We start from the raw sequence: 17,409 nt of genomic DNA, 5'->3' as shown, positions 1-17,409 counted from the left end.
TCTGCGACCCATCTCCCAAGGAGTTCCTGCCATGAGCCTGATCGAACAGACCGTCGGCCGTACCGCCCTGACCCTGCCCGGTGCCACCCGGGTGTTCCGGGCACACAACATCGACTTCTGCTGCGGCGGACGCATCAGCCTGCGCGAGGCCGCCGAGCGCATTGGCCTCGCGCCCGAAGCCCTGGTCGCTGAGCTCGAGGGGCTGCCGGCCGTTGCCAGCGACGAGCGCGACTGGCAGGCGGCCAGCAACTACGAGCTGATCGACCATATCCTGACTCGTTACCACGACGTCCATCGCCAGCAGCTGCCCGAGCTGGTGCGCATGGCCCGTCGCGTCGAGCAGGTCCACGGCGAACGCGATACCTGCCCCAACGGCCTGGCCGACCTGCTCACCACCATCCACCAGGAGATGGAGAGCCATATGCAGAAGGAGGAGCAGATCCTCTTCCCGATGCTGCGCCGGGGGATGGGCGCCCAGGCCCAGGGCCCCATCGCGGTGATGCGCCACGAGCACGACGACCACGGCGAGAACCTCGAGCAGGTGCTGGCGCTGACCGACAACATCACCCCGCCCAAGGGCGCCTGCACCACCTGGCGCGCCCTCTACACCGGGCTGCGCGAGTTCCGCGAGGACCTGATGCAGCACATTCATCTGGAGAACAACCTGCTCTTCGAACGCGCCGGCTGAACCCTGGGCGGCGCCCAACAGCGACGCGCCGTCCCGCGGCGGCGCGTCAGGGAGGTCACCATGAAAGCCATCGTTCTGGAACGGTTGCACGCCGACCACTACCGCTACGAGGCGCTACTGTGCATCCTCGATCGCCAGCTGCATATCGCGGCCTGCAACGAGCTCCCGGACTACCGGCTGCTGGCCAGGCTGTGCCACTACCTGACCCGCCAGCCCGAGGAGTGGCACCACCCGGTGGAGGATGCCCTCTTCGAGCAGCTGGCCAGCTGTCACTCTCAGAGCGCCGAACTGCTGGAGGTGCTCACCGAGGAGCATCGGCGCATCGTCCGCTATGGCAGCGAGCTCGAGCAAGCATTCCGCCGCCAGGCGGACGAGGCGCCGGGAGAGGAGCTCGACGCCAACCGGCTCAACCTGGCACGCGCCTTCAGCGAGCTCTACCACCATCACCTGCATAGCGAGAACCGCCACGTCTACCCGCTCATCGAGCGCTGCCTCCCGGCGGCGGAACTGGAGGCGATGCCGCCGCGGATCACGCTCACCAGCCCCGCCGAGGGCAGCCCCGGCTTCCAGCAGCTCTACCGGCAGATCGCCGATCACCACACAGGGCTGCGCCTGGGCCATGGCGAACAGGCCGACTTCTGCCCGCTCTGCGACGCCAGGCCAGCCACTTCTTCCTGATCCGGCAAGCAGATGGCGCCACAGCCCCCCTGGGCCTCGCCTGGGGGGCCTGCGTGCCGGGCTCGGTGGTAAGGGTGGCGGGCTCAGCCGGCGGGATCGTCACCCCAATCGTAATGGAACGTCATGTAGAAGATGGCAAGGGTTTCGTTGCAGGCTGCTACCCCTCTGGCTTCATGCCCAGCCGTCGGGCCAGCTTGTGCAGGTTGCTGGGATCCACCTCCAGCCACCGGGCCGCCGCCGCCCAGCGCCCATCGCAGGCCGAAAGCGCCTCGCGAATTGCCGCACGCTGGGCCTGCTCGACCCTGCTACGCAGCGGCAGGGCAGCGGCCGAAGATGACGCAGAGAGCGGCTCCGAGCCGCCCTTAGCTCCGTCCGCCACCGGCGGGAGGTCGAGCCTCTCGGGCTCCAGCGTGATGATATCGCCACGATGAGCCCCTCGGCTGAGCGCCTTGATGGCCGCCCGGCTGATCACGTGTTCGAGTTCGCGGACATTGCCCGGCCAGGCATACGCCAGCAGCGACGCCTCGGCCTGCGGCGAGAGGCGCAGGCTACGCAGCCCCAGACGGGCACGGTTGATTTCCAGGTAGTGACCGGCTAACACCAGAACATCGCTGCCCCGTTCGCGCAAAGGCGGAATGACCACCGGATAGACCGACAGCCGGTGATAGAGGTCGGCCCGGAAGTGGCCGTCGCGTACTGCTTCGGCAAGCTGGCGGTTGGTCGCGGCGATGATGCGGACATCCACCCGCCGCGGCGTATCCTCGCCCAGACGCTGCACCTCCCCCTCCTGCAGGGCGCGCAGCAGCTTCGCCTGAACAGGCAGCGGCAGCTCGCCCACCTCGTCGAGCAACAGGGTGCCGCCGTTGGCTGCCTCGAAGCGGCCGGCGCGGTCGGCGCTCGCCCCGGAGAACGCTCCCTTGACATGGCCAAACAGCTCACTCTCCGCCAGTGATTCGGGCAGGGCGGCGCAGTTGACCTGCACCAGAGGTTCATTGTGACGAGCCGAGCGGCGATGCAGCCGACGGGCAAAGAGCTCCTTGCCCACCCCGGTCTCACCGCTGAGCAGCACCGGCAGGTCGGACTGCGCCACCACGTCGAGTTCGTGCAGCAGGCGCTGGAGCACGGCGCTGTGGCCGAGAATATCGCGCGCCTCGGGCAGCGCCTGGGGCAGACCGGCATCTTCGCGGATCATATGCAGGGCCCGCAGATCACGCTCCAGGCGGCTGACACGAACTGCCGCTTCGACCAGCAGCGCATAGCGCTCCAGCGCAGTCCGATCAGCCGCGTCAAAGGTGCCCGCCTCCAGCGCATCCAGGGTCAGCACGCCCCATGGCTCTCCCTCCACGTGCAGACTGATCCCCATGCAGTCGTGCACATGCAGCGGCTGGCCCGGCTGCTGCTCCACCAAGCCATCGTAGGGATCGGGCAGGCCGGCATCCGGCGGAAACAGCGTGGTGCCCCGGCTGGCGAGAATGGTGGCCAGGCGTGGATGCTGGCCCACCTCGAAGCGCCGCCCCAGTGCCTCGCGCACCAGGCCATCCACGGCCACCGGCACCAGGGCGCTCTCCTCCCGACGCAGCAGACAGACCGCGCCGCAGCGAAAGCCTTCCCGCAGGGTGCGCACCAGCCGCTGCAGACGCACGGCGCTGGGCAGGTCGACCACCAAATCGGCCAGCAGAGTATCGTCCAGCATGGTGTTTTTTACCTTTCAGGGTATGAATAACCCCATCTTACCTGGGTTTAAATCACCCGATAAGTCCGCCATGCCCGCAGATCGGACGCTGCCGGCCTGGCACGGCTATTGCTTATATGAGAACACCCCTCACCTGCAACGAACGACTCGGAGGTCCTATGCGCCTTTTCCGCCGCCACGCTCCCAACAAACAACCCGATAACGAGGCCGCACTGCACGCGGAGCGCGACCGCCTCCAGGCCCGCATCGACACGCTGGAAGCAGACCAGCAACTCCATCAGCAGCTTTTCACCAATCTCACCGGATTCGGCCATTCGCTGGTAGCGCTGCGCGAATCCTTCTCGGACCTCTCGGGGCTGCTGGTAGGCAATCGACAGGCCACGGACTTCACCACCAGCGAGTCCCAGCGCAGCCAGGAAGCCCTGAACGCCATGGTGGGGGAGCTGCGCGCCCTCAACCAGCGCATTGCCAACGCCGCCGAACAGGTCACCTCGCTGCGCGGCAACGCAGGCCACATTGATGGCTTCGTCAAGGTCATCGACGAGATCTCGATGCAGACGACCCTGCTGGCCTTCAATGCCAGCATCGAAGCGGCCCGCGCCGGGGATGCCGGGCGTGGCTTCGCCGTGGTGGCCACCGAGGTTCGCCAGCTTGCCTCGCGGACCAACGATGCCACCGAAGAGATCGGCGGACTCAACGGCAGCATTCTGAGCCAGGCCGACCATGTCGATAGCGTGATGGAGGACAACGCACGTAAGGCCGAGCGTTTGAGCGCCGAGGCCAGTCGGGTGATGGAGCGCACGGAGCAGCTGCTGGGCCTGACCGGCGAGAGCAGCCAGGCACTGGCCTTCTCGGCCATGCTTAGCGAAGTCGAGCTGGCCAACCTCGAGGAGCTGGAGATCAAGCTCGAGGTCTACCGCATCTTCATGGGGCTCTCAGACAAAGGGGTCACGGACATCCCCGATGAGACCCAGTGCGCCCTGGGGCGCTGGTACTACGAGGGCACCGGCAGCCAGCAGTTCTACAGTGACCAGGACTTCCAGGCCCTGGAAATGCCCCACCGCCAGGTCCACCGCTGCGCCATCGAGGCCGTGACTCACTATCGAGCCGGCCAGATGGACGACGCCATGGACGCACTCTCGCGCATGGAGTCGGCCAACCTGGATGTGATGAAGCGGCTTCGCTATATCATGCGCAAGTACCGGCCCGAGACACGACAGGACGCGCTGCCCACCGAAGGCAAGCGCTCCGTCGATACCCATGAACCGGTCATCGAAGGACGCTACGGAGAGCTTTCCTGCGCCACCGCCGATACCGCCGCGCTGCGATAAGGGAACTGCAACGGAGAACCGAGCCCGCCATGACCCGAGTCAAAAGGCCGCGCCACGTAGTCGACTAGCATGGTCGGGTTTCCAACGACAGGAGGCTCACCATGGAGCTCGTCTGCCCCGCCGGCAACCTGCCCGCCCTGAAGCGCGCTGTGGACGAAGGGGCCGATGCCGTATATTTCGGCTTCCAGAACACCACCAACGCTCGCCAGTTCGCCGGGCTCAACTTCACCGACAAGCGCGCGCGTGAGGGAATCGACTACGCCCATGCTCGCGGCAAGCGGGTATTCTGCGCCATCAACACCTACCCGCAGCCGGACGGCTGGGATATGTGGACCCGCGCCGTGGATCAGGCCGCCGATCTCGGCGTCGACGCCCTGATCATGGCCGACATGGGCCTGCTCGACTATGCGGCCCGCCGCCACCCGGATCTCGCCCGCCACCTCTCGGTGCAGGGCTCGGCGACCAGTCACGAGGCCCTGCGCTTCTATCACGACCAGTTCGGCATCAAGCGCGCCGTGCTGCCCCGGGTGCTCTCCATCACCCAGGTGCGCGACCTGGCCAAGCAGAGCCCGGTGGAGCTCGAGGTGTTCGCCTTCGGCAGCCTGTGCATCATGGCCGAGGGGCGCTGCTATCTCTCGTCCTACCTCACCGGAGAGTCGCCCAACACCCGCGGCGTCTGCTCGCCGGCCGCCCATGTGCGCTGGGAGGAGACCCCCGAGGGCCTGGAGTCGCGGCTGAACGGCGTGCTGATCGACCGCTACGGCGAGGGCGAGAACGCCGGCTACCCGACGCTCTGCAAGGGGCGCTTCGAGGTGGGGGGCGAGACCTACCACGCCATCGAGGAGCCCACCAGCCTCAACACCCTGGAGCTCTTGCCCGAGCTTGCCGAACTGGGCATTGCGGCGGTGAAGATCGAGGGACGCCAGCGCAGCCCCGCCTATGTCTCCAAGGTGGCAGGGATCTGGCGCCAGGCCCTGGACCGCCTGGAGCAGGCCCCGGGCCGCTTCCACACCGAACCCGCCTGGATGACCGGCCTCGGCGAGGTCTCGGAGGGCAGCACCACCACCCTGGGCGCCTACGAGCGCCGCTGGAAATAGGAGAGCGCCATGTCCACCCCTCACTCCCTTCAGCTGTCGCTGGGCCCGGTCCTCTTCTACTGGACCCGCGAGCGCTACGCCGACTTCTATCGCGAGGCTGCCGACTGGCCCGTCGAGATCGTGCATCTGGGCGAGTCCGTCTGCTCGCGCCGCCGCGACATGAAGCTCGACGACTGGATGGGCATCGGCCGCGAGCTGGCCCAGAGCGGCAAGCAGGTGGTGCTCGCCAGCCAGACCCTGATCGAATCCGAGGCCGACCTGCGCGACCTGCGAAAGCTGTGCGACAACGGCGAGTTCCTGGTCGAGGCCAACGACCAGAGCGCCCTGCAGCGCCTCTCGGCGGCGGGCCTGCCCTTCGTCGCCGGGGCCGCCCTGAACCTCTACAATCCCACCACCCTGGCGGTGCTGGCCCGCACCGGCATGCAACGCTGGAACGCCCCGGTGGAGATGTCACGCCGTGATCTGACCCGCCTGCTCGCCGACTGTCGGGATCAGGGCCTCGACAAGCCCTGCGAGGTGTTCGCCTACGGCCACCTACCGCTGGCCTGGTCGTCGCGCTGCTTCACCGCACGCCGCTACCAGAAGCCCAAGGACCGCTGCCAGTTCGTCTGCCAGAAGCACCCGGAGGGTCTGGCGCTGCGTACCCAGGAGTCGGCCCAGGTGTTCACGCTGAACGGCATCCAGACCCTCTCCGGCGCCTGCCAGGACCTGCGTCACGAGGTGCCCGACATGGCCGAGATGGGCGCCGGGGTGGCGCGTCTCAGCCCGCGCCCCGAGGGCATGGCCGAGGTGGTGGCGGCCTTCGATGCCGCCCGCCGCGGCGAGCTGCCCGCGCCGGACCCGCTCTCACTGGTGGACGCCGAGATCTGCGACGGCTACTGGCACGGCCGGCCCGGCATGGACAACACCCGCGCCGCGGTCGACTGAGCGCTGCGACACATCGCTGGCTGGCGTGAACTGGCCCTCCCAGATGTCACCCCTGGCCAATTCAGAAGCCGCTCGATGAGACAGGGTTGCATCATGCGCCCCCCTACCAGCGGGCCCCGTCACACGACGGGGCCCGCTGTCGTTGCACCGCGAGTCTCTCCCTATCTGGCCTTTTTCTGATCTGGATCATTTGCTTCTCACGCCTTAGCCTCTAGCCTTCCTTGCACAACATATAGTGCCATTTCTTCAAAAAGACGCCATATATAGGGAGATTGCGGTGAGCGCCCCCACCAGTCGCCAGGCCGGCAAACGCCACGTCGAGGTCGCCTCGACGGTCAACGAGTACCTGCAGCGCGCCGACTGGCGCGTCAACGCCAACGCCAACCAGGGCTACTCCCTGGGTGGGCTGATCCTCAACGCCGCGGGCAAGCTGATCGCCAACTACTGGCTCGACGAGGTCTACCCGGCGGCGGTGGGCACCGCCCACCGCGAGGGCGATCTGCACATTCACGACCTGGACATGCTCAGCGGCTACTGCGCCGGCTGGTCGCTGCGCCAGCTGCTGATCGAAGGCTTCAACGGCGTGCCGGGCCGCGCCGAGAGCGCGCCCCCCAGGCACCTCTCGAGCGCCCTGGGCCAGATGGTCAATTTCCTCGGCACCCTGCAGAATGAATGGGCCGGCGCCCAGGCCTTCAGCTCCTTCGATACCTACCTGGCGCCCTTCGTGCGCAGGGACAGCCTCGACTATCCGGCGGTGAAGCAGGCGATCCAGGAGTTCATCTACAACCTCAACGTGCCTTCGCGCTGGGGCAGCCAGACGCCGTTCACCAACCTTACCTTCGACTGGGTCTGCCCGGACGACCTGCGTGACCAGGTGCCGGTCATCGGCGGCGAGGAGCAGCCCTTCACCTACGGCGAGCTGCAGGTCGAGATGGATCGGCTCAACCGCGCCTACCTGGAGGTCATGGCGGAGGGTGACTGCCACGGGCGGGCCTTCACCTTTCCCATCCCCACCTACAACATCACCCCCGATTTCGACTGGGAGAGCGACAACGCCGAGCGGCTCTTCGCCCTGACCGCCAAGTACGGCCTGCCCTACTTCCAGAACTTCCTCAACTCGGACCTGGAGCCGCATATGGTGCGCTCCATGTGCTGCCGACTGCAGCTCGACCTCACCGAGCTGCTCAAGCGCGGCAACGGCCTGTTCGGCAGCGCCGAGCAGACCGGCTCCTTGGGGGTGGTGACCGTCAACTGTGCGCGCCTGGGGCACCGCTTCGCCGGTGACAGAACGGGCCTCTACGCCGAACTGGACCGCCTGCTGGCGCTCGGCCGCGACAGTCTGGAGATCAAGCGGGACTGCATCCAGCGCTGGATGGACGACGGCCTCTATCCCTACAGCCGCCGCTACCTGGGCACTCTGCGCAACCACTTCTCCACCCTGGGCGTGAACGGCCTCAACGAGATGGTGCGCAACTTCAGCGAGGACCGCTTCGACATCGCCGACCCCGAGGGTCAGCAGCTGGCGCTGGAGGTGCTCGACCACGTGCGTCAGCGGATGCGCGAGTTTCAGGCGGCCACCGGCCACCTCTACAACCTGGAGGCGACCCCGGCGGAGGGGACCACCTACCGCTTCGCCAAGGAGGACGCCAAGCGCTTCCCCGGCATTCTCCAGGCAGGCACCCCGGAGGCCCCCTACTACACCAATTCCAGCCAGCTGCCGGTGGGCTTCACCGATGACCCCTTCGAGGCGCTGTTGCACCAGGACCCGCTGCAGACCCGCTATACCGGCGGCACGGTGCTGCATCTCTATATGCGTGAGCGGCTCTCGTCGCCGGCGGCATGCCGCAAGCTGGTGCGCACCGCCCTGTCCCGCTTTCGCCTGCCCTATATCACCGTGACGCCAACCTTCTCGATCTGCCCGGTGCACGGCTACCTGGCCGGCGAACACGAGTTCTGCCCGAAGTGCGACGACGCGCTTCTGGCACAACGGGCCTCGCACGCCGAAACCGCCACGGCCTGAGGCACCCGAAGTCTATCCGTAGGGACTCCGGGGACAGGTCGAAGAGGAGGTCATTTGCCATGGGTGAGGAGCACTGCTCCAAACGGGCTGGCCATGGATGGCCAGCCCCGGTCCTGCAAGCGGAGCAGGATGCGAGAGCGAAGCAGGGCAAATGTAGCGCCCAGGGACGGGTTCACAGCGCCTCCTCGCAGACCTGTCGCCGGATGCTCCTTACAGGATGCCACTATCTGAAACAGCCTCGGATATTTGACTCTTCGCAGACTGGCGTGAACTGGCTCTGTGGGAGGGAGCTTCAGCTCGCGAAGTAGCGCGCAGCGCTACCCATAGGGCGCCTGCGGCGCCTTCGCCCGGCAGAGCCGGCCTCCCACCATTAAACCTGCCAAACATGTTCACGCTAAAGTGCGAAGAACCGGATATTTCCCCTCCATCAACGAAAAGGAGCACCCCATGAGCCAGAAACAGTACACGACCCTGCCCACCGAAGCGCGCCAACGCTGCGAAGTCTGGACCCGCGTGATGGGCTATCACCGCCCGGTCAGCCAGTTCAACCATGGCAAGCAGTCCGAGCACCGCGAACGCCGGCATTTTAACGAGCAGGCCGCCTCTCTCTGACCCCACCGCCACACCGGGCGTCCCGCGCCGATGCGGGGCGCTCGCCCGGATGACCACCATGCCCCACCGCAACGATGTCCGGCTGCGACTGCCCGTGGCCGGCTTTACCCCCATGACCACCCTGGACTACCCCGAGCACCTGGCCTGCGTGGTCTTCCTGCAGGGCTGCCCGCTGCGCTGCGGCTACTGCCACAACCCCGGGATGCTCACCTCCCGTCGGGGCGCGCCCGCCGAGTGGGCCGAGATCGAGGCCTTCCTGAGAAAACGCCAGGGCCTGCTGGAGGGCGTGGTCTTCAGCGGCGGCGAGCCCACCCTGCACGCCGGGCTGCCCGCCGCGGTGCAGCGAGCCAAGGCGCTCGGCTTCAAGGTCGGCCTGCATACGGCCGGCGTCTACCCGAGGCGGCTGCGTGAGCTGCTGCCCTGGCTCGACTGGGTAGGCCTGGACGTCAAGGGCCTGGCCGATGACGTTGACCGTATCGTCGGCCGCCCCGGCATGGCCGCCTCCCACGCCGAGAGCCTCGCCCTGGTGCGGGAGAGCGGGGTGGCCTTCGAGTGCCGCACCACGGTGCACTGGCGCGACTTCGACCTGGCCCGCCTGGAGGAGCTGGCGCTGACGCTCGCCGACGAAGGCGTGCGCCACTATGCGATCCAGCTGGCCCGCACCGACCAATGCCTGGACGGCGCCTACGCCGCGCCGGTGCCGGGCGCCCCGACCACCGCCGAGGTCGAGACGCTGGTCAAGGCGCTAGAGCCCGCTTTCCGGCAGCTGACGCTGCGCCAGTGACACTCTGCCGCTCCCCGGCGCGGCAAAGCACGCCCGCTTATGACGCTCGTCAAAGGGCGCGGCCGGCGGCTCGTCTAGCATGGTCGCATCGTCGATACTCGAGCCTCCCCATGCGCCTGGAAGCCACTCTCCTCCCCTCCCCCCGCCTGCCCATCGCCGGGCTGGCCGCGACCAGCCACACGGCCTTTCCCGGCCGGCGGGCCGCGGTGGTCTACCTGCAGGGCTGTCCGCTGCGCTGCGGCTACTGCGAGACGGCCAGCACCATGGGGGAAGCACGCCGCGCCGTGGCCGGCGAGTGGGAGGCCATCGAGGCGCTGCTCGCCGCCCGGGCCGGCGACCTGGAGGCGGTGGTGTTCAGCGGCGGCGAGCCCACCCTGCACCCCGACCTGCCTGATGCCGCCAGGGCCTGCCGCGAGCTGGGGCTGGCGGTGGGCCTGCATACCGCCGGCCCCTACCCGGAACGCCTGGAGACCCTGCTGCCGCTGCTGGACTGGGTGGCCCTCGACGTCAAGGGACGCGGCCGCGACTTCGACCGCATCGTGGGGCGGGAGGGGATCTGGCAGCGCCACGCCCGCAGCCTGTCGCTGCTGCTGGAGGGCGACACCGCCTTCGAGTGCTGCACCACGGTGCACTGGCGCGACTTCGACCTGGCACGCCTGGAGGAGCTAGCGCTAACGCTGGCCGACTGCGGCGTGCGCCACTATGCGCTGCAGCTGGCGCGCCTGGCCCAATGTCAGAATCCCGACTACTGCCGGCCGGTGGACGACGCCCCCGACCGCGATGCCGTGGAGGCCCTGGTGCGGCGGTTGCGGCCTCATTTCGCGCGGCTGGCGCTGCGCGACTAGTCGCCTAGTCGCCCAGGTTCTCCGGCCCGAAGGCGTCGGGCAGCAGCTCGTCGATAGTGTAGCGCCGCAGCAGCCCTCCCTCGGCATCGATGACGTGAATGCGGGTCTCGGCGTCGGCGAACTCGCGGATGCGCTGACGGCAGTCGCCACAGGGTGTGCACAGATGATCACCCGGGCCGATCACGTAGACATGGCGCAGACGCCGCTCGCCGGCACTGACCATGGCGGCGATGGCCGAGGCCTCGGCGCAGAGTCCCTTGTAGTGGGCCACCTCGACATTGGCGCCGACATAGCGCGTCCCGCTGTCGCTCTCCACCAGCGCGCCCACCGGGTGGTGCGAATAGGGGGCGTAGGCGCGGCCCCGCACCGTCACCAGCGCTTCGACGATGGCCGGCGCGACGCCGCTCCTGGCCTCCCCGCTCATGGAGCCGACTCCTCGTCGTCGCGGCGCACCGCCTCCAGGGCGATCTCCACCATCTCGTCGAAGGTGCTCTGGCGCGCCTGGCTGCTCAGCGAGTCGCCCTTGAGGATATGGTCCGAGACCGTGCAGATCGTCGCTGCCCGGGCGCCGAACTCGGCGGCCACGCCGTAGAGGCCGGCGGCCTCCATCTCCACGCCGACGATGCCGTAGCGCTTCATCAGCTCGAACAGCTCACCCTGGGGGTTATAGAAGAGATCCGCCGAGAAGAGGTTGCCCACCTTCACCGGCACCCCCTGGTCCCGGGCGGCATCCACCGCGTGACGGGTCAGCGCGAAGTCGGCGATGGCGGCGAAGTCGTGGCCCATGAAGCGGGTGCGGTTGACCCCGGAGTCGGTGCAGGCGCCGAGCCCGATCACCACGTCGCGCACCGCCACGTCGTCCGCCACCGCGCCGCAGGAGCCGACGCGGATCAGCCGCTTCACGCCGAAGTCGGTGATCAGCTCCTTGGCGTAGATGGAGGCCGAGGGGATCCCCATGCCGTGGCCCATCACCGAGATCTCCCGCCCCCGGTAGCGGCCGGTGTAGCCGAACATGTTGCGCACGTCGGTGACCCGACGCGCATCCTCCAGAAAGGTCTCGGCGATATGCTGGGCGCGCAGCGGGTCGCCGGGCATCAGCACGGTGTCGGCGAAATCGCCGGGCTCGGCGTTGATATGGGGAGTGGCCATCAGTGTCCTCCTGTGTCGAGAAAGCGCTTGCCGTCGTCCATGGGTTCAAGCCCCAGGTGGGCGGCGAGGGTCTGGCCGATGTCGGCGAAGCTCTCGCGCCGGCCCAGCGAGCCCGGGGCGAGCCCGGCGCCCCGCGCCAGCACCGGCACATACTCCCGGGTGTGGTCGGTGCCGTGCCAGGTGGGATCGCAGCCGTGATCGGCGGTCAGCACCAGCAGGTCGTCGTCGGCAAGGCGCCCCAGCAGCTCCGGCAGCCGGGCGTCGAAGTGCTCCAGCGCCGCGGCATAGCCGGCCACGTCTCGGCGGTGACCGTAGAGGGTGTCGAAATCCACGAAGTTGGTCATGATCAGCGAGCGCTCGCCGGCCGCCTCCAGGGCCTCGAGGGTGGCCTCCATCAGGGCATCGTGACCGCTGGCCTTCACCGTGCGGGAGATGCCGCAGTGGGCGTAGATATCGGCGATCTTGCCGATGGCGATCACCTCGCCGCCATCGTCATGCAGCTTCTGCAGCACCGTGGGCGCCGGCGGCTCGACGCTGTAGTCCCGGCGATTGGCGCTGCGGGCGAAGTCATCGGCGCGCTCGCCGGTAAAGGGGCGGGCGATCACCCGGCCGATGTTGTAGGGCTCGAGTAAGTGGCGGGCGGTCTCGCAGAGGGCGTAGAGTCGCGCCAGGCCAAACGCTTCCTCGTGGGCGGCGATCTGGAATACCGAGTCGCCGGAGGTATAGACGATGGGCTTGCCGCTGGCCAGGTGCTCCTCACCCAGGCGGGCGATGATCTCGGTGCCCGAGGCGTGGCAGTTGCCCAGCACCCCGGGCAGCTCGCCCTCCCGGATCAGCGCCTCGAGCAGCTCGGCGGGAAAGCTGTTCTCCCGCTCGAGGAAGTAGCCCCAGTCGAAACGCACCGGCACCCCGGCGATCTCCCAGTGACCCGAGGGGGTGTCCTTGCCCGAGGAGACCTCCCGGGCGTGGCCGTAGGCGCCGATCACCTCGGCTGGCGTCTCGACGCCCTCGGCCCAGGCGCCGGTGCTCTCGGCATGGGCATGGAAGAGCCCTAGCCGCGCCAGGTGGGGCAGCGCCAGCGGCCCCTGACGGTCGGCGCCGTCACACTGGCCGCGGGCGCAGGCGGCGGCGATATGGCCCAGGGTATCGGCCCCGGCATCGCCGAAGCGCTCGGCGTCGGGGGCGGCACCGATGCCGAAGGAGTCGAGGACCAGCACGATGGCGCGGGTCATGGGGCTTCCTCCGTGGTGGATGGTCGGCGGATCACCTCTTGAATCAGTGTAGGCGCCGCCGCGCTCTCCTCGCCCACCCAGGTGGCCGCCTGCAGCTGGACGGCGGCGCGTTCGGCCTGTGCTTCGCTGCGGGCATGGATCACCGCCAGCGGACGCGACGCATCGACCCACTCGCCGAGGGGGGCGATGTCGGCCAGGCCGACGGCCGGGTCAATGGCGTCGTCCGGCGAGCGGCGCCCGCCGCCGAGCGCCACCACGGCGAGGCCCAGGGCACGAGTGTCCAAACGCTGTACCCGTCCCGGGCGCTTAGCGAACACCTCACGAATCACCGGCGCCTCGGGCAGGTAGGCAGCGGGACGCTCCAGCAGGTCGGCTGGCCCCCCCAGCCCCGCCACCATGCGCGCGAAGCACTCGGCGGCCGCCCCCGAGGCGAGCCGTTCGTCGAGCCTGGACAGCGCGGCCCGGCGATCCTCGACCAGCCGGCCGGCCAGCAGCAGCTCGCAGGCCAGTTCCCGGGTCACCTCCAGCAGGCGACCCCCGCGCTTCTCTCCCGACAGCAGGGCGAGGGCCTCGCGCACCTCCAGGGCGTTGCCGGCGCAGGGCGCCAGCGGCTGGCTCATGTCGGTGAGCAGCGCCGTGGTGGGCGTGCCGGCGCGGCTCGCCACCTCGGCGATGGTCTCGGCCAGCTCCCGGGAGGCTTCCGGCGTGGGCATAAAGGCCCCGCTGCCCACCTTGACGTCCATCACCAGGGCATCGAGGCCGCAGGCCAGCTTCTTGCCGAGAATGGAGCTGACGATCAGCGGCAGCGACTCCACGGTGGCGGTGACGTCACGCACGCCATAGAGCCGCCGGTCGGCCGGGGCCAGGTCGGCCGTCTGGCCGATGATGGCCACCCCCGCCTCGCGAACCAGGCGACGGAAGGTGGCGGTGTCCGGCGTCACCGAGTAGCCGGGGATCGCCTCCAGCTTGTCCAGGGTGCCGCCGGTGTGACCCAGCCCGCGGCCCGAGACCATCGGCACGAAGCCGCCACAGGCGGCGATCCAGGGACCCAGCACCAGGGAGACCAGATCCCCCACCCCGCCGGTGGAGTGCTTGTCGAGAACGGGACCGGGCAGATCGAGCCCTGACCAGTCGAGGACCTCGCCGGAGTCGCGGATCGCCTCGGTGAGCGCCACCGTCTCGGCGGCACTCATCCCGTTGAGATAGACCGCCATGGCGAAGGCGCCGATCTGGGCATCGCTCAGGCTGCCGTCGGCGATACCGGCCACCAGGACGCGAATCGCCTCGGGGTCGAGCGCCTGGCCGTCGCGCTTGGTGCGGATCAGCTCCTGGGGCAGGGCCTGGGTATCCATCAGTAGCCTCCCGCCGGGGCCATACCGCCCGGCGCGACCCCCAGGGTCGCCAGCAGATCGTCCAGGAGCCCCGAGGCGCCGAAGCGGAAATGGGCCGGCGTGATCCAGGCCGCGCCCATCAGCCGCTCGGCCAGCTGCAGGTAGCCCTGGGCGTCTTCCGCGCTGCGCACCCCGCCGGCGGCCTTGAAGCCGATTTCCTTGCCACTGTCACGGATCACCTGGAGCATTATCTCGGCGGCTTCGAGGGTTGCATTGACCTCGACCTTGCCGGTGGAGGTCTTGAGGAAATCGGCTCCGCCGTCGATGGCCAGCTCGCTGGCACGGCGGATCAAGGCAGGATCGGCAAGCTCACCGGACTCGATGATCACCTTCAACACGGCATCGCCACAGGCCTGCCGACAGGCCTCGACCAGCTCAAGGCCGACCGCCTCGTTGCCGGCCATCAGGGCGCGATAGGGAAACACCACGTCCACCTCGTCGGCTCCCGAGGCCACGGCGGCCCGTGTCTCCCGGGCGGCCGCCATGACATCGTCGCCGCCGTGGGGAAAGTTGGTCACCGTGGCGATCTTGACGACATCGTTGAGCCGATAGGCCGTCAGGGCGCGCCTGGCGGTCACCACGAAGGCGGGATAGACGCAGACTGCCGCCGGCGAGCCGACAGGCGTCTGAGCCCGCTGGCAGAGCGCCTCGATGGCGGCGTCGGTATCGTCGTCGTTGAGGCTGGTCAGGTCCATCAGGGTCAGGGCCTGGCGGGCCGCCTGCTGCAGTTCGGTCATGTCAGGACTCCTAGAATAGGTCGTAGCGGAAATCGGCATCAGCCCATGGCCCCCAGGGAGAGGAAGAGGCCAGCGATAGAGGCGGACATCAGGTTGGAGAGGGTACCGGCCAGCACCGCCTTGAGGCCAAAGCGGGCGATATCGTGGCGACGGCTGGGGGCGATACTCCCAAGGCCGCCGAGCAGGATGGCGATGGACGACAGGTTGGCGAAGCCGCACAGGGCGAAGGAGAGGATCGCCATGGTGTGGGGCGTCATCGCCTGGCCGGTGGCCGGCACCAGCTGGCTGCCCTCGAGGTAGGGGGCCAGGTTGATATAGGCAACGAACTCGTTGACCACCAGCTTCTGGCCGAGGAAGGAGCCGGCCAGCGTCGCCTCCTCCCAGGGCACGCCCAGCAGGAAGGCCAGCGGCGCGAAGAGCCAGCCGAGGATCAGCTCCAGGCTCAGCGCCTCCATGCCGACCCAGCCGCCCAGGCCACCGAGGATGCCGTTGACCAGGGCGATCAGGGCGATGAAGGCGACCAGCATGGCGCCGACGTTGGCGGCCAGCTTGAGCCCCGAGGAGGCGCCAGCGGCGGCGGCATCCAGGACGTTGGTGGGGTGATCCTCCTCCTCGTCGAGGCGCTTCTCGGCCGCCGAGATGCTGTCCTCGGGGGTCTGGGTCTCGGGCATGATCAGCTTGGCGAAGAGCAGCCCGCCGGGGGCGGCCATGAAGGAGGCGGCCACCAGGTACTCCATGGGAACGCCCAGCGCCGCATAGCCGGCCAGCACCGCACCGGCCACCGAGGCGAGCCCGCCGCACATCACCGCGAAGAGTTGGGACGGGGTCATGCGGGCGATGAAGGGGCGTACCACCAGGGGCGCCTCGGTCTGGCCGACGAAGATATTGGCGGTGGCCGATAGCGACTCGGTGCGGGAGGTGCCCAGGGCCTTCTGCAGGGCACCGCCGAGGAGGCGAATCACCCACTGCATGATGCCGATGTAATAGAGTACCGCCGTCAGCGAGGAGAAGAACACGATGACCGGCAGCACCTGGATGGCAAAGACGAAGCCGATGTTCTCCACGTCGGCGAGGCCGCCGAACACGAAGTCGATGCCATCGTTGGCGTAGGCCACCACCTGGCTGACCGCCCCGGAGACGGCGGCGAGCACCGCCTGGCCAGCGGGCACATAGAGCACGAAGGCGCCGATACCGGCCTGGATGGCGAAGGCGCCGCCCACGGTACGCAGGCGGATGGCGCGGCGATCGGTGGAGAAAAGCAGGGCGATGGCGATCAGGGTCGCCATGCCGACGAGGCTCATGATAGGGGTCATGGGGCACCTGTTGTCATTGTCGTGCTAGGACCCGGCGCACCGGGAGCGGGCATGGCGTGAAATTTATAACACTGCGTGTTATTTTTCTAACATTTTCTGGCAAAAGTCTCCGATGCATCAAGGAGCCGCATAAGGAACCGCAACATGAACCCACGACGAGCCGAGCGCCTGGCCCGCCTGCAGCAGGCCCTGGCGGCAGGCGGCACCATGCGCCTATCGGACGCGGCGAGGCACTGCAATGTCTCGGAAATGACCATCCGCCGCGACGTGGCAGCCAGCAACGGCGCCCTGGTCTTTTTCGGCGGGCGGCTGGTGATGGCTGATAACCCCCAGTACGCTCCGGTCTACAATCTGGACAAGGAGCTGGATAGCCATTCCCAGGCCAAGCACCGGCTCTGCGAGCAAGCCGTGCTGTTCATCGAGGAGGGGGACACCCTGTTTGTCGACTGCGGCACGACGCTGATGCCGCTGACCGGCCTGCTGGCGGGCATCCGCGAGCTGACGGTGGTGACCTATGCCTTGAATATCGCCAATGCGGTGAGCCGGCTGCCCGGTGTGCGGCTGATCCTGCTCGGCGGCCTCTACCACGCCGTTTCCCAGACCTTCTCCGGCGATGACATGCCCGATGCGATTCACCGCCTGGGTATCAACAAGGCGTTCCTGTCGGCAGCGGGCGTGCATGCCGAGCGTGGCGTCAGCTGCTTCCACTTCCATGAAGTCGCGCCCAAGCAGGCCGCCATCGCCTCTGCGGCACAGCGCCTGCTGGTGGTGGACGACAGCAAGATCGGCGTGATTCGTCCTGCCTACTTCGCCGGACTGGAGGACTTCGACATGGTGATCACCGGCAAGGATGCACCGCTCGCGGCCCCTGCCGGGAGAGAGAGGCCGCGTATCATTGCGGCATGACCCCTC

Annotated in this window: 17 protein-coding genes; 10 read left to right on the top strand and 7 right to left on the bottom strand. The window is 68.3% G+C overall.

The features are described from left to right. Positions 1–31: 31 nt before the first annotated feature. Both ytfE and ACZIYR_RS00730 read left to right on the top strand, forming a co-directional pair. Positions 32–688 (top strand): iron-sulfur cluster repair protein YtfE, encoded by a 657-nt coding sequence (gene ytfE, locus ACZIYR_RS00735; RefSeq protein ID WP_473031996.1) that lies wholly within the window; start codon positions 32–34, stop codon positions 686–688. A gap of 60 nt (positions 689–748) precedes the next feature. Beyond that, positions 749–1,366, top strand: coding sequence for a hemerythrin domain-containing protein (locus ACZIYR_RS00730; protein ID WP_473031995.1), 618 nt, complete (start codon positions 749–751; stop codon positions 1,364–1,366). A 157-nt stretch (positions 1,367–1,523) separates the two neighbouring features. Here ACZIYR_RS00730 and norR read toward each other — a convergent pair whose 3' ends face one another. Continuing rightward, positions 1,524–3,059 (bottom strand): nitric oxide reductase transcriptional regulator NorR, encoded by a 1,536-nt coding sequence (gene norR / locus ACZIYR_RS00725; RefSeq protein ID WP_483527879.1) that lies wholly within the window; start codon positions 3,057–3,059, stop codon positions 1,524–1,526. Between the two features lie 158 nt (positions 3,060–3,217). On the opposite strand from norR, the gene ACZIYR_RS00720 reads away from it, so the two are divergent. The 7 genes from ACZIYR_RS00720 to ACZIYR_RS00690 all read left to right on the top strand — a co-directional run bounded on the left by ACZIYR_RS00720 (position 3,218) and on the right by ACZIYR_RS00690 (position 10,675). Then, complete coding sequence (locus ACZIYR_RS00720) at positions 3,218–4,390, top strand: methyl-accepting chemotaxis protein (RefSeq protein ID WP_473031994.1); 1,173 nt, start codon at positions 3,218–3,220, stop codon at positions 4,388–4,390. Between the two features lie 101 nt (positions 4,391–4,491). After that, entirely contained in the window at positions 4,492–5,487 is a 996-nt protein-coding gene (gene ubiU / locus ACZIYR_RS00715; RefSeq protein ID WP_473031993.1) for a ubiquinone anaerobic biosynthesis protein UbiU, read from the top strand. Between the two features lie 9 nt (positions 5,488–5,496). Next, on the top strand, positions 5,497–6,414 hold the full coding sequence (locus ACZIYR_RS00710; RefSeq protein ID WP_483527878.1) for a U32 family peptidase: 918 nt from the start codon (positions 5,497–5,499) through the stop codon (positions 6,412–6,414). Between the two features lie 277 nt (positions 6,415–6,691). Then, positions 6,692–8,434: a ribonucleoside triphosphate reductase gene (locus ACZIYR_RS00705; RefSeq protein WP_483527877.1), complete on the top strand. Its 1,743-nt coding sequence runs from the start codon at positions 6,692–6,694 to the stop codon at positions 8,432–8,434. 447 nt (positions 8,435–8,881) lie between these two features. Beyond that, the gene (gene nrdD, locus ACZIYR_RS00700; RefSeq protein WP_483527876.1) at positions 8,882–9,046 is read left to right on the top strand and encodes an anaerobic ribonucleoside-triphosphate reductase; all 165 of its coding nucleotides are present in this window, start codon (positions 8,882–8,884) and stop codon (positions 9,044–9,046) included. A gap of 58 nt (positions 9,047–9,104) precedes the next feature. Then, positions 9,105–9,830 carry an anaerobic ribonucleoside-triphosphate reductase activating protein gene (locus ACZIYR_RS00695; RefSeq protein WP_483527875.1) on the top strand — a complete coding sequence of 242 codons (726 nt, stop codon included), beginning with the start codon at positions 9,105–9,107 and terminating at the stop codon, positions 9,828–9,830. 110 nt (positions 9,831–9,940) lie between these two features. Then, positions 9,941–10,675 (top strand): anaerobic ribonucleoside-triphosphate reductase activating protein, encoded by a 735-nt coding sequence (locus ACZIYR_RS00690; RefSeq protein ID WP_483527874.1) that lies wholly within the window; start codon positions 9,941–9,943, stop codon positions 10,673–10,675. Between the two features lie 4 nt (positions 10,676–10,679). Here ACZIYR_RS00690 and cdd read toward each other — a convergent pair whose 3' ends face one another. The 6 genes from cdd to ACZIYR_RS00660 are packed head-to-tail and all read right to left on the bottom strand — an operon-like array spanning position 10,680 to position 16,497. Further along, a complete protein-coding gene (gene cdd / locus ACZIYR_RS00685) occupies positions 10,680–11,099 on the bottom strand; it encodes a cytidine deaminase (RefSeq protein WP_483527873.1) in 420 nt (139 codons plus the stop codon). Continuing rightward, complete coding sequence (deoD, locus tag ACZIYR_RS00680) at positions 11,096–11,824, bottom strand: purine-nucleoside phosphorylase (protein WP_483527872.1); 729 nt, start codon at positions 11,822–11,824, stop codon at positions 11,096–11,098. Before deoD ends, cdd begins: the two co-directional genes overlap by 4 nt. After that, the gene (locus ACZIYR_RS00675; RefSeq protein WP_483527871.1) at positions 11,824–13,056 is read right to left on the bottom strand and encodes a phosphopentomutase; all 1,233 of its coding nucleotides are present in this window, start codon (positions 13,054–13,056) and stop codon (positions 11,824–11,826) included. Before ACZIYR_RS00675 ends, deoD begins: the two co-directional genes overlap by 1 nt. Next, positions 13,053–14,408, bottom strand: a complete 1,356-nt coding sequence (deoA, locus tag ACZIYR_RS00670) for a thymidine phosphorylase (RefSeq protein ID WP_483527870.1) — start codon at positions 14,406–14,408, stop codon at positions 13,053–13,055. The genes ACZIYR_RS00675 and deoA overlap by 4 nt, the downstream gene beginning before the upstream one ends. After that, the gene (gene deoC / locus ACZIYR_RS00665; RefSeq protein WP_473031987.1) at positions 14,408–15,184 is read right to left on the bottom strand and encodes a deoxyribose-phosphate aldolase; all 777 of its coding nucleotides are present in this window, start codon (positions 15,182–15,184) and stop codon (positions 14,408–14,410) included. Before deoC ends, deoA begins: the two co-directional genes overlap by 1 nt. Positions 15,185–15,222: 38 nt before the next feature. Further along, on the bottom strand, positions 15,223–16,497 hold the full coding sequence (locus ACZIYR_RS00660; protein WP_483527869.1) for a NupC/NupG family nucleoside CNT transporter: 1,275 nt from the start codon (positions 16,495–16,497) through the stop codon (positions 15,223–15,225). A 144-nt stretch (positions 16,498–16,641) separates the two neighbouring features. Here ACZIYR_RS00660 and ACZIYR_RS00655 point away from each other — a divergent pair, with 144 nt between their 5' ends. Continuing rightward, positions 16,642–17,403: a DeoR/GlpR family DNA-binding transcription regulator gene (locus tag ACZIYR_RS00655; protein WP_483527868.1), complete on the top strand. Its 762-nt coding sequence runs from the start codon at positions 16,642–16,644 to the stop codon at positions 17,401–17,403. Positions 17,404–17,409: the final 6 nt, after the last annotated feature.

It is taken from the genome of Billgrantia sp. NRB1 (genome assembly GCF_056921725.1).
The sequence above is the reverse complement of the archived record's forward strand: the minus strand, read 5'-3'. Positions and strand labels throughout refer to the sequence as shown.